At 65.0% G+C, this 12,980-nt stretch carries 9 protein-coding genes; 3 read left to right on the top strand and 6 right to left on the bottom strand.

The features are described 5' to 3' along the window. Positions 1-11 precede the first annotated feature (11 nt). From chrA to ACYU03_RS09080, 5 genes are all read right to left on the bottom strand, one after another. Positions 12-1,220 carry a chromate efflux transporter gene (chrA, locus tag ACYU03_RS09100; RefSeq protein WP_461889922.1) on the bottom strand — a complete coding sequence of 403 codons (1,209 nt, stop codon included), beginning with the start codon at positions 1,218-1,220 and terminating at the stop codon, positions 12-14. A gap of 72 nt (positions 1,221-1,292) precedes the next feature. Beyond that, positions 1,293-2,201 (bottom strand): 2-hydroxyacid dehydrogenase, encoded by a 909-nt coding sequence (locus ACYU03_RS09095; RefSeq protein ID WP_461889920.1) that lies wholly within the window; start codon positions 2,199-2,201, stop codon positions 1,293-1,295. Between the two features lie 39 nt (positions 2,202-2,240). Next, entirely contained in the window at positions 2,241-3,605 is a 1,365-nt protein-coding gene (locus ACYU03_RS09090) for an MFS transporter (RefSeq protein ID WP_461889918.1), read from the bottom strand. Between the two features lie 84 nt (positions 3,606-3,689). Further along, positions 3,690-5,273, bottom strand: a complete 1,584-nt coding sequence (locus ACYU03_RS09085) for an aldehyde dehydrogenase (NADP(+)) (protein ID WP_461889916.1) — start codon at positions 5,271-5,273, stop codon at positions 3,690-3,692. 96 nt (positions 5,274-5,369) lie between these two features. Next, a complete protein-coding gene (locus tag ACYU03_RS09080; RefSeq protein WP_461889914.1) occupies positions 5,370-6,329 on the bottom strand; it encodes a LysR family transcriptional regulator in 960 nt (319 codons plus the stop codon). A 114-nt stretch (positions 6,330-6,443) separates the two neighbouring features. Here ACYU03_RS09080 and ACYU03_RS09075 point away from each other — a divergent pair, with 114 nt between their 5' ends. From ACYU03_RS09075 to ACYU03_RS09065, 3 genes are read left to right on the top strand one after another with little or no spacing between them, the layout of a single operon-like run. Further along, positions 6,444-7,625, top strand: a complete 1,182-nt coding sequence (locus tag ACYU03_RS09075; RefSeq protein ID WP_461889912.1) for a fumarylacetoacetate hydrolase family protein — start codon at positions 6,444-6,446, stop codon at positions 7,623-7,625. Between the two features lie 53 nt (positions 7,626-7,678). Continuing rightward, complete coding sequence (locus ACYU03_RS09070) at positions 7,679-9,064, top strand: MFS transporter (RefSeq protein WP_461889910.1); 1,386 nt, start codon at positions 7,679-7,681, stop codon at positions 9,062-9,064. A 42-nt stretch (positions 9,065-9,106) separates the two neighbouring features. Continuing rightward, positions 9,107-10,894 carry an IlvD/Edd family dehydratase gene (locus tag ACYU03_RS09065; protein ID WP_461889908.1) on the top strand — a complete coding sequence of 596 codons (1,788 nt, stop codon included), beginning with the start codon at positions 9,107-9,109 and terminating at the stop codon, positions 10,892-10,894. 114 nt (positions 10,895-11,008) lie between these two features. On the opposite strand, the gene ACYU03_RS09060 is transcribed toward ACYU03_RS09065, so the two are convergent. Beyond that, positions 11,009-12,685 (bottom strand): MFS transporter, encoded by a 1,677-nt coding sequence (locus ACYU03_RS09060; RefSeq protein WP_461889906.1) that lies wholly within the window; start codon positions 12,683-12,685, stop codon positions 11,009-11,011. Positions 12,686-12,980 lie beyond the last annotated feature (295 nt).

The raw sequence follows: 12,980 nt of genomic DNA, 5'->3' as shown, positions 1-12,980 counted from the left end.
AGGCCGCTACGTCAACCCGTGTAGAGACGCAGCAACCCACCCGCCCCGGCACTGGCAAGGACCACCAGCCAGGGCGGCAGCCTCCAAAACTGCAGCGCTATGAACGCCAGCAATGCCAAGCCGAAATCCTCGACCTGGAAAATGGCACTGGTCCATACCGGCTGATACAGCGCAGCCAGCAGCAACCCCACCACCCCCGCATTGATCCCCATCATCGCTGCCTGGGCCTTCGGATAACGGCGCAATGCTTCCCAGAAAGGCAACGCTGCCGAGACCAGGATGAACGAGGGGGCGAAGACCACGGCGAGGTAGAGCAGCCCTCCTCCCCAGCCTGACGGCCCCGTTTGCATTGACGCCCCCAGGAAGGCCACGAAGGTGAATAGCGGACCGGGCACCGCCTGGGTGGCCCCGTAGCCGGCCAAAAAAGTCTCATTGTCCACCCAGCCCGGCGTCACGACTTCAGCTTGCAGCAACGGCAATACGACATGTCCGCCACCAAAGACCAGCGATCCAGCACGGAAGAATGCGTCGATCCGGGCAAGCACAGGGTCTGATATCAGCGCCACCGAAATGGGCAAACCCAGCAGCAGAAGCAGGAACAGCCCCAGCCACACCCTACCTGCGCGCGGGCTGATGGGCATGGGCAAAGGCTCATGCGGATCGGTTGGCCCAGGCCGGAAGATCCTCATGCCCAAAGCCCCCGCCACCAGGATGATCAGCGCCTGCATCCAGGAAGCAGGCACCAACAGAGCCAAGCCGGCCGACGCGAGCATGATGCCAATGCGCGGATTGTCCGGACACAGCGTGCGCGCCATGCCCCACACCGCCTGGGCGACGACCGCGACGGCAACCACCTTCAGGCCATGCAGCACACCAGGCGGCGCCAGATCCGCGTAACCGGCAACGCCCTGTGCCAACAGGATCAACAGGACCGCCGAAGGCAGGGTGAAGCCAACCCAGGCAGCAAGCGCACCCACATAGCCAGCGCGGGACAGCCCAATTGCCATGCCCACCTGGCTGCTCGCCGGCCCCGGCAGGAACTGGCACAACGCGACCAGGTCGGCATATGTTTTTTCGCTGAACCAGCGTCGGCGGGTCACGAACTCCTGGTGGAAGTACCCCAAGTGAGCGATCGGTCCACCGAATGAAGTCGCCCCTAACCGCAGAAAGGTCAGGAATACCGTCAGCAGGGAGCGCTCACCTGAGCGTGTATTGGACATCGACTGATCCGGGAAAAGAGGCCGCCCTCACGATAGCCGATGTCGGCGAAAAAACATTGTTCGTCGTCCCGCTTACCCCGCAAGTACCGCCCGCACCACACATTCAGCCATGGCCCGGCGGGTCTGCAGGGTGGCGCTGCCCAGGTGCGGTTGCAGGACCACATTGTCCAGCGCCAGCAGCGCGTCGGGCACCTGCGGCTCGTGCTCGAACACATCCAGCGCGGCGCCAGCGAGCCGCCCGTCGACCAGGCGCGCTAGCAATTGCGCCTCATCGATCACGCTGCCACGGGCGACGTTGACGATCACCCCGGCAGGCCCCAGCGCCTCCAATACCCGGTCGTCGACCAAGTGCCGTGACGCCGGACCGCCGGCGGCAGCGACGATCAGGATGTCGCTGGCCTGCGCCAGCGCGCACAGGTCGTCATGGTAGACATAGGGGCAATCCCGACGTGGCTGGCGGTTGTGGTAGGCCAGGCTGACCCCGAACGGTTGCAGGCGCTCGGCAATCGCCCCGCCGATCTTGCCCAGCCCGAGAATCCCGACCCGCTGCCCGCGCAGGCTAGTGCCCAGCAGCGGGAAGCTGCCCTCGCGCCAACGCCCGTCACGGACGAAGCGGTCCGCCTGGCAAAGCTGACGCAGCAGCGCCAGCACCAGCCCGACAGCTAGGTCGGCCACCGCATCAGTGAGGATATCGTCGGTGGTGACGACACGGATGCCCCGGGCCTGGGCCTGCTCCATGTCGATCTTGTCGACGCCCACGCCGTTGACCGCGATCAGCGCCAGGCTCGGCAAACCGGCCATGAGCTGCGGGTCCACGCCTTCCCCGCCGTTGGTGACCAGCGCCTTGAAGCGCTGGGGATGGTCGGCCAGCAACGCCTGTTGTTCAGCTCGGCTGTGCGCGCGAACCAAGTGGAAATGCTCGGCCAACCGCGCCTCGTATTCCGGGAGCAGCGGCGCCAGCATCAGCAGATCAGCTTTCATCGGTACTCCTCGATCGGACAGGCCCCAGGATGCAAATGCTCATGCCGTCTCCAGCTTGAGGTCAGCGGCCGGCTCGCGGTCACCACGGCCAAGCATCGCCGCTGGAATCGACAGGATCAGCAAACCGCTGGCGAACAGGCACAGGCCCAGCACGTAGGTGCCGTTGTTGATGTTGCCGGTCAGGTCTTCGGCCACGGCAGTGATCATCGAACCGGTGAAGCCGGAGAGGTTGCCGATGGCGTTGATCATGCCGATCCCGGCGGCGGCGGCGACGCCAGACAGTACGGTGCCAGGCAAGGTCCAGAAGATCGGCATCAGGCTCAGGATCCCGGAGGCGGCGACACTGAGGAAGATGACCGAGAGCACCAGGTTGTCGGCGAAGAAAGCACTGAGGATCAAGCCGCAGCCACCGATGAAAGCTGGGATCGCAGCGTGCAAGCGGCGCTCGCCGGTGCGATTGGAATGGCGTGCGTTGAGCAGCATGGCCACCACCGCCACACCATAGGGGATGGCGGTCAGCAGGCCGATCTCCAGGCTGCTGGTGATGCCGGCGCTCTGGATGATCGAGGGCATCCAGAAGGCCAGGCCGTAGAAGCCCGTATTGAAGGTCAGCAGGATGAACACCAGCAGCCAGACCCGTGGGTTGAAGAACACCTCGCTCAGGCGCGAGGCCTTGCCGTGGTTGTCCTGCTGCAGGTTGGCCTTGAGCAGTTGCTTCTCTTCGCTCGACAGCCAGTGGGCCTTGTCGATGTTGTCGCACAGGCAAGTGAACACCACGACCGCCATGATCACCGAGGGGATGCCTTCGATCAGCAGCATCCACTGCCAGCCGGCCATGTCGTGCCAGCCATTGAGGCTGGTCATCAGCCAGCCGGAGAGCACGCCGCCAAGGGTCAGGCTGACCGGCATGGCGATCAGAAAGCCCGACATCACGCGGCTTTGCCGATGGGTCGGGAACCAGTAGTTCAGGTACAGGATCACACCTGGAAAGAACCCGGCTTCACAGACTCCGAGCAGAAAACGCAGCACATAGAACATGCTGCTGGCTTCGATGTGGAACAGCTTGGCCAGCGGTACAGTGAAGGCCACGGCCATCGAGATGATTGCCCAGCTGAGCATGATCCGGGCAATCCAGAAGCGTGCGCCGTAGCGGTGTAGCAGCAGGTTGCTCGGCACCTCGAACAGGAAATAGCCCCAGAAGAACACGCTGGCGCCCAGGGCGTAGACGGTGTTGCTGAACTGCAGGTCGTTGAGCATGTCCAGCTTGGCGAAACCGATGTTGACTCGGTCCAGGTAGGCGGCCATGTAACAGAGCAGCAGGATTGGCAGGATGCGCAGGATGACCTTGCGGTAGGTACGGTCTTCGAAGCCCGAATCGCGGGCCGGTGAGGCGTGGGTGTGCATTGGTATGACCCCTGGGCATGTCGAGCATGCCTGATTGTTGTTATGGATCGGACACCGGGCGCCAGGCGCCCGGTGGTGCAGCAGTCAGTGGATCGGGTCGCGGCTTGGCTGGCCGTCGACCAGGCGCAGCAGGTTCAGCGGGTTGGCATCCTGCAGGGCGGCTGGCAACAGCGCTTCAGGGAAGTTCTGGTAGCACACCGGACGCAGGAAACGGTCGATCGCCAAGGTGCCGACCGAGGTGCCACGACTGTCGGAAGTGGCCGGGTACGGGCCGCCATGGACCATCGCGTCGCAGACCTCGACACCGGTCGGATAACCATTGACCAGCAGGCGCCCGGCCTTGTGCTCCAGCAACGCCACCAGGTCGGCGGCCTGGGCGAAGTCGTCCGGCTCACCGAGCAGGCTGGCGGTCAGTTGGCCACCGAGGGCCTGGAGGGCCTGGAGCAGTTGCTCGCGGTCAGCCAGTTCGACCACCACGGTGGTCGGCCCGAAGACCTCTTCCTGTAACAGCGGATCAGCGTCGAGCAAGCATTGCGCCTCGGCCTGGAACAGCTGCGGCCAGGCCTGGTTGCCCTGTTGCTCGGCACCTGCCAACTGGCGGATGCGGGGGTGCGCCTTGAGTTCCGCCACGCCATGGGCGTAGCTGCGCAGGGTGCCGGCGTTGAGCATGGTCTGGGGCGGCTGGTCGGCGATCTGCGCCCGCAACTGCTCGACGAAAGCACTGAACTCGGGCGAACGCGTGCCCAACACCAGGCCGGGGTTGGTGCAGAACTGCCCGCAACCGAGAACCACCGAGGCCGCGAGTTCCCGGGCGATGGCCTCGCCGCGCACGGCCAAGGCCTGGGGCAGAACGATCACCGGATTGATGCTGCTCATCTCGGCAAACACCGGAATCGGTTGCGGCCGGGCAGCAGCCAGGTCACACAGGGCACGGCCGCCCTTGAGTGAACCGGTGAAGCCCACGGCCTGGATCGCCGGGTGCTTGACCAGCGCTTCACCGACCCCGGCGCCGAAGATCATGTTGAACACCCCTGCCGGCATCGCGCAGCGCTCGGCGGCGCGGAGGATGGCTTCAGCCACCCGTTCGGCGGTAGCCATGTGGCCGCTGTGGGCCTTGAACACCACTGGACAACCGGCGGCCAATGCCGCTGCGGTGTCACCGCCGGCCGTGGAGAATGCCAGAGGAAAGTTGCTGGCCCCAAACACTGCCACCGGCCCCAACCCCATGCGGCACTGGCGCAGGTCCAGGCGCGGCAACGGCTGGCGCTCAGGCTGGGCACGGTCGATGCGCGCGCCCAGGAAGTCGCCACGGCGCAGCACCTGGGCAAACAGCCGCAACTGGCCACTGGTGCGGCCTCGCTCACCCAGGATGCGGGCGGCTGGCAGCGCGGTTTCACGGCAGACGGTCTGGATGAAGTCCTCACCCAGGGCGTCAAGCTCACTAGCGATGCTGTCGAGGAACTCGGCGCGGCGCTGCGGCGCCAGTGCGCGGAACTGCGGATACGCGGCGGCTGCAGCCTGGGCAGCGGCGTCCACTTCCTCGGCGGTGGCCTGATGGAAGGCGACCGGCAGCGCCTCGCCCGTGCTGGCATCAACGCTGCGCAAGGTCAGTTGGCCGGCGGCGCTGCGGGCACCGCCAATGAAGTTATGACCAGCGTATTGAGTCATGGACGCTCCTGGAACTCATTGAAAGACTGGTCGCTAATCTAGGCAGGCAAGCGATTCTTTCCCAATGGCATTTGTGGATCGATTGATAACGCCTGGCTATCGAAAACCGTCGCCGCGCTCACGGGCCTTGCGGGCGTCGGCCATGAGGATCTGCGCGAACTCCTGGGCCGAGCCGACGAGCGGTTCGCCCTTGCGGGTGAGGATGCCGTAGTCCTGCGGCGCCAGGTGCAGCGGCGTATCGAGCATGCGCAGCAAACCGCTGCGCAGGTGCGGCTCGACCATCGCCTGCGGCAGCATGCCGATCATCGGGCCGCCTTGGAGCACCTTGAGGAAGGTCTGCGTGGAGATGGTGTCGATGGTGTTGCGCGGCACGGCCACGCCAGCCTCGGCGAAGGCGCGCTCCATACGCCCACGGATCGGCGTGCCCTTGGGGTAGAGGATCCACGGCCAATCGAGCAGTTGCTCCAAGGTCGCGGCCCCGGCATCGGCCAAGGGGTGGTGATGGTTGACCACGAAGCAGAACGGCTCCGGCGCCAGTGGCTGGAAGTCGAAGCGCTGGCGCTGGGACTCGTCGGTAAAGCGTGCCACGGCCAGGTGCAGGATCTTCTCATCGAGCATCTCCATCAGGTGGTCGCTGGTCTGCTCCACCACCTCGATCGACAGCAACGGCCAGCGCTGCTTGATTTGCACGATGGCGTCGGGCAAGGCCACGGCCGTGGCGGCGAAGATCCCGCCGACCTTCAGGTGCCCATGCCCACCCTCGCGCAGGCTGCCGATCTGGTCCACGAAGTTGCGCGCATCATTGAGCGCGACCTGGGCATAGCGCACTACCTGCTCGCCCAGGGCGGTGGGCGGCATGCTGCGCGGCTGGCGCTCGAACACGGCGAAGCCGAGCAAGTTCTCGATCTCCTTGAGCATCTTGCTGATCGCCGGCTGGCTGAGGTTCATCTGCTGCGCGGCCAAGTGCATGTTGCGGGTGCGCCCGAGGGTGTCGATCAGGACGAGATGGCGGAACTTGAGCCAGTTGCAAAAATGGGAAAACGAAAGGTCCGACATGGAATCCGCCTTGAGTGCAATAACGTGATGTTATCGAATGGTGAAAAGATGCCATTGGAGTTTATCGCCAGCCTTACCTAGCGTGCAGCTTTTACGGACCAGGAACTCCATGACATGCCGCTGACCCTCACCCCTGCCAACACCCTGCCCTCCGATGGCCTCGCTGGAACCTTGATCGGCCGCGCCTGGGTCCCGGGAAACATCGCAGGCCCCTCGCCGATCGTGCTGCGCGCCGATGGCGTGTTCGACCTGTCGCAACGCTTCGCCACCCTCAGCGAACTGCTCGAGAGCGACGATCCGCTGCAAGCGTTGCGCGGCACGCCGGGCACCTATATCGCCAGCGTCGAGGAACTGCTGGCGAACACCGGCCCCCATGCCACGGCGGACAAACCCCACCTGCTGGCGCCACTGGACCTGCAGGTGATCAAGGCCGCCGGGGTGACCTTCGCCGCCAGCATGATCGAGCGAGTGATCGAGGAACAGGCCGGTGGCGACGCTGCCAAGGCCGAAGCGGTGCGCGCCACCGTGCGCTCCGTGATCGGCGACAACCTGCGAGCGGTCAAGCCTGGGTCGGAGCAGGCCATGGCGCTCAAGGCGTTGCTGATCGAACAAGGCATGTGGTCGCAGTACCTGGAAGTGGGCATCGGCCCGGATGCCGAAGTGTTCACCAAGGCCCCGATCCTCGCGGCCGTCGGCAGCGGCAACCTGATCGGCGTGCACCCGGGGTCGCAGTGGAACAATCCCGAGCCTGAAGTGGTGCTGGCGGTCGACAGCCGCGGTCGCATCCACGGCGCGACCCTGGGCAACGACGTTAACCTGCGCGACTTCGAGGGCCGCAGCGCCTTGCTGCTGAGCAAGGCCAAGGACAACAATGCCTCTTGCGCCATCGGCCCGTTCATCCGCCTGTTCGACGAAAGCTTCGACCTGGACGCGGTCCGCCAGTGCGTGGTCGACCTCAAGGTGCAAGGCGAGGACGGCTTCGAGCTGGCCGGCACCAGCTCGATGGACCAGATCAGCCGCGACCCGCAGGACCTCGTCCGGCAGACGCTCAACGCCAACCACCAGTACCCCGATGGCTTCCTGCTGTTCCTCGGCACCCTGTTCGCCCCCACGCAAGACCGCAATCATCCCGGCGCCGGTTTCACCCACAACCCGGGCGACCTGGTAAGCATCAGCAGCCCGCTGCTGGGCGCCTTGCACAACCAGGTCACCACCAGCGACCAGGCCGCCCCCTGGCGCTTTGGCGTCGGCGCGCTGATGCGCAACCTGGCCGACCGAGGGCTGCTGCAACGCTGAGCATCCTCCCCTCATGACGAGACTCACCCATAACAATAAAAGCGAGGCTTGATATGCAAACAGAGGCCAAGGTCTCCCCCACGCCCGACCCGCGCCAACTGCGCCGGGCAATCTACACCGGCGCTATCGGCAGTGCCCTGGAGTACTACGATTTCGCTATCTATGGGCTGGCCTCGGCGCTGGTCTTCGGCCACATCTTCTTTCCGTCGCTGGGCACCACCGGCGCGCTGCTGGCGAGTTTCGCCACCTATGGCGCCGGCTTCCTGGCACGGCCGTTCGGCGGGCTGTTCTTCGGCTCCCTGGGCGACCGTAAAGGACGCAAGCTGGTGCTGCTGCTGACCATCGCGCTGATGGGGACCGCCACCACCCTGATCGGCCTGCTGCCGACGGGTGCGGTGGGTGCCGTGCTGCTGGTGCTGCTGCGCTTGCTGCAAGGATTCGGCGCCGGCGCCGAGCAGACCGGCGCGGCAACGCTGATGGCCGAGCTGGCCCCGCGCGAACGACGTGGTTTCTACGCCGCCCTGCCCTTTATCGGCGTGTTCAGCGGCCTGGCCCTGGCGACCATCACCTTCCGCGTGCTGCAGTCAACGCTGACCCAGGAGCAGTTGCTCGATTGGGGCTGGCGCTTGCCCTTCCTGGCCAGCGTGGTCTTGATCGGCATGGCGGTATGGATCCGCCTCAAGCTCAAGGAGAGCCCGGTGTTCCAACAGCTCAGCCAGAGCCAGCATGTCATCGAGTCCCCGATGCGCGCGGTCCTGCGCAACGCTCGCCGACCACTGGCGGCCACCACCCTGATGCGCATGGCCGAGACCGGTTGCTCGACGCTCTACGCCACCGTTTCGATCGCCTTCCTCGCCGGTTTCGCCAGCCGCCACCTCGGTGACAGTGGCGCCAACCTGGCCGGCATCGGTACCGATGCGGTGCTGGCAGCAAGCATCCTCAGCGTGCTGACCACGCCCCTGTTCGGCGCGCTGTCGGACCGCTTCGGTCGACTGGTGGTGTACCGCGGCGGCGCGCTGTTCTGTGCGCTGTGGGCCTATCCATCGTGGTGGATGATCGACAGCGGCGAGCCGACGCTGGTCTGCATCGCCGTCGTCGGGGGCTTCGCCATTGGCGCCAACAGCATGCTCGGCGCCCAGTGCGCGCACTTCACCGAATTGTTCGGCAACCGTTACCGCTATTCCGGTGTAGCCTTGGCGCGGGAAATCGGCGCGATGCTCTCCGGTGGCCTGGCACCGATCCTGGGAATCTTCCTGGTCGGCCTAGCCGGTGGCGCCTTCTGGGTATTGGCGCTCTACACGCTGGTGCTGGCCTGCCTGACCCTGCTCGGCACATTGCTGTCGGTCGAAACCCGCGGCCGCGACCTGACCGACCTGTCCGACGCCGTCGGCAGCGGCGCCACCACCGCCCCCCAGGCCTCCGCCAGCGCAGCGGCCTGACAACGCGGCTATCGCGCCCTTCAAATACAAGAGAGACAAGACATGAGCAACACTCCGAAACGCCCGCTGCGCAGCCAGCAATGGTTCGACGACCCGGCCCACGCCGACATGACCGCGCTGTACGTGGAGCGCTACATGAACTACGGCCTGACCCGTGACGAACTGCAATCGGGACGGCCGATCATCGGTATCGCCCAGACCGGCAGCGACCTGACGCCCTGCAACCGCCACCATCTGGAGCTAGCCCAACGGGTCAAGGCCGGGATCCGCGACGCCGGCGGCATCCCGATGGAGTTCCCAGTGCACCCGATCGCCGAACAGAGCCGCCGCCCGACCGCCGCGCTGGACCGCAACCTGGCCTACCTGGGCCTGGTGGAAATTCTCCACGGCTATCCACTGGACGGCGTGGTCCTGACCACCGGCTGCGACAAGACCACCCCCGCCTGCCTGATGGCCGCTGCCACCACCGACCTGCCGGCCATCGTGCTGTCTGGCGGGCCGATGCTCGACGGCCACCACAAGGGCCAGTTGATCGGCTCCGGCACCGTGCTGTGGCATGCCCGCAATCTGCTGGCCGCCGGCGAGATCGACTACGAAGGCTTCATGGAGATGACCACGGCCGCGTCGCCGTCGGTAGGCCACTGCAACACCATGGGCACGGCCCTGTCGATGAACGCCCTGGCCGAAGCGCTGGGCATGTCCCTGCCCGGCTGCGCCAGCATTCCCGCGCCCTACCGCGAACGTGGGCAGATGGCCTACGCCACCGGCAAACGCATCTGCGAACTGGTCCTGCAAGACGTCCGCCCGTCGCAGATCATGACCCGCGAGAGCTTCGAAAACGCCATCGCCGTGGCCTCGGCCCTGGGCGCTTCGAGCAACTGTCCGCCGCACCTGATCGCCATCGCCCGGCACATGGGCATCGACCTGTCGCTGGACGACTGGCAGCGAGTCGGCGAAGACGTGCCACTGCTGGTCAACTGCATGCCGGCCGGCAAGTACCTCGGCGAAGGTTTCCACCGCGCTGGCGGTGTGCCGGCAGTGATGCACGAACTGCAAAAGGCCGGACGCTTGCATGAACAGTGCGCCACGGTCAGTGGCAAGACAGTCGGCGAAGTGGTGCGGGACACCGTGACCAGCAACGCCGAGGTAATTCTGCCGTTCGAGGCACCACTCAAGCACCGTGCCGGCTTCATCGTGCTCAGCGGCAACTTCTTCGACAGCGCGATTATGAAGATGTCGGTGGTCGGCGAAGCGTTCCGCAAGACCTACCTGTCCGAACCAGGCGCGGAGAACAGCTTCGAGGCACGGGCCATCGTCTTCGAAGGGCCGGAGGACTACCACGCGCGGATCGACGACCCGACCCTGGACATCGACGAGCACTGCATTCTGGTGATCCGTGGCGCCGGTACCGTCGGCTATCCCGGCAGTGCCGAGGTGGTGAACATGGCCCCGCCCGCAGAACTGATCAAGCGCGGCATCGACTCGCTGCCCTGCCTGGGCGACGGTCGCCAGAGCGGCACCTCGGCCAGCCCGTCGATTCTCAACATGTCGCCGGAAGCGGCCATCGGCGGAGGCCTGGCCCTGCTGCAGACTAACGACCGCCTGCGCATCGACCTCAATGCCCGCAGCGTCAACCTGCTGGTCGATGAAGAAGAACTGGCCCGCCGCCGCGCGGCCTGGCAGCCGAACATTCCGCCATCACAGACGCCCTGGCAGGAGCTCTACCGGCAACTGGTCGGGCAGTTGTCCACCGGTGGCTGCCTGGAGCCTGCGACCCTGCACATGAAGGTGATCGCCCGCGAAGGCGGCATGCCGCGGCATTCGCACTGAGGGCCAGCCGCGATGGGCCGCTGGGCGGGCCCATCGCAACAGCTGAAGAATCTGGCTGACGGGCAGCGAGCCTTGCCCTCTCCTGCACGCAGAGGGCAAGTCGCGCACCTACCCCTAGGTGTGGCGAATATCCCTGTCCTTGGTTTCCGGCAGGAAGCAGATGCCAAGGATGGCCGTCATCACCGCGATGACGATGGGGTACCACAACCCGTAGTAGATATCCCCCGTGGCCGCCACCATGGCGAACGCCACCGTGGGTAGGAAGCCACCGAACCAACCGTTGCCGATGTGGTACGGCAACGACATCGAGGTGTAGCGGATCCGCGCCGGGAACAGCTCTACCAGCCACGCCGCAATCGGGCCGTAGACCATGGTCACGTAGATCACCAGGATGGTCAGCAGCAACAGCACCATCGGGTAGTTGGTCTTCGCCGGGTCGGCCTTTTCGGGGTAGCCGGCGTCCGTGAGCGCGGTACTGAGGGTCGCGGTGAAGGCATCGTTCTGGACCTTGAAGTCGCCAGCCGGCATCTCGGTGCCTTCGAAACTCGAGAACACCTTGTCGCCGATACGCACCTGGGCCACAGAGCCCACCTCAGCCTTCTCGTTATCGTAGGGGATGGCCTTTCTCGCCAGCAGACTCTTGGCGATGTCGCAGGAGCTGGTGAATTTGGCCTTGCCCACCGGGTCGAACTGGAATGAGCACTGGTTGGGATCAGCGATCACCGTGACAGGATTGCGCTCCTGGGCGGCGAACACGTCCGGATTGCCGTATTCAGTCAACGCTTTGAAGATCGGGAAGTAGGTCAGCGCCGCGATGATGCAGCCGGCCATGATGATGCCCTTGCGGCCGATGCGGTCGGACAGGCTGCCGAAGATGACGAAGAACGGCGTGCCAATCAGCAGTGAGCCGGCGATCAGCAGGTTGGCGGTCTGCGGGTCGATCTTGAGCGTCTGCAACAGGAAGAACAGCGCATAGAACTGCCCCGTGTACCAGACCACGGCCTGGCCAGCGGTGCCGCCGAGCAGGGACATGATCACCACCTTGAGGTTCTCCCAACGGGCGAAGGACTCGGTCAGTGGCGCCTTGGAGGACTTGCCTTCGGCCTTCATCTTCTGGAACACCGGCGACTCGTTGAGCTGCAAGCGGATGTACACCGAGATGACCAGCAGCAGGATCGACAGCAGGAACGGAATCCTCCAGCCCCACTCCTCGAACGCTTCGCTGCCCAGGATGGTGCGGCAGGCGAGGATCACCAGCAGCGACATGAACAAGCCTAGGGTCGCGGTGGTCTGGATCCACGACGTGAAGAAGCCACGCTTGCCAGGCGGCGCGTGCTCCGCCACGTAGGTCGCCGCCCCGCCGTACTCACCGCCCAGGGCCAGACCTTGCAACAGGCGCAGGGTGATCAGAATGATCGGCGCCGCCACCCCGATGGTCGCGTAACTGGGTAGCATACCCACCACGGCGGTGGAGATGCCCATGATCACGATAGTGATGAGGAAGGTGTGCTTGCGCCCGATCATATCGCCCAACCGGCCGAAGACGATGGCGCCGAAGGGGCGCACGGCGAAACCCGCGGCGAACGCGAGCAGAGCGAAGATGAAGGCTGTTGTCTCATTGACCCCCGCGAAAAAGTGCCTCGCGATGATCGCGGCGAGAGAGCCGTAGAGGTAGAAGTCGTACCACTCGAATACGGTGCCCAAGGACGAGGCAAAGATGACCTTGCGCTCCTCCTTGGTTATACCGCGTTTGGGCGCGCTGCCCGTGGATGTGCTGTCGATTGCCGCCATGGGTATTCTCCGTCTTGTTCTTATTCGTAGGCCGGAGTACCTCACTACCGTCGTCGCACCCAGGCCCTAGGGCTGATGTCATCGGATTACGGATTACGCAAAGCATGCACGCAAGTTGCCCCCTCGCATCGCTACAAGGACTCTAGAAGCATAATCACCTTCACTCAGATATCCACTCACCATCACCTTCAAACGCTGACTGATGCTGGCTCGCGTCTCATATGCCCTGCAGAGGACGCCTCCTGGACCTGGTTACACCTGGCACCTGGGAAACCCTGAAACCTTCTTCGGCAAC

This window comes from Pseudomonas sp. X10, assembly GCF_054889225.1.
Note: the sequence above shows the minus strand (reverse complement) of the source record. Positions and strands in the feature narration are given on the sequence as shown.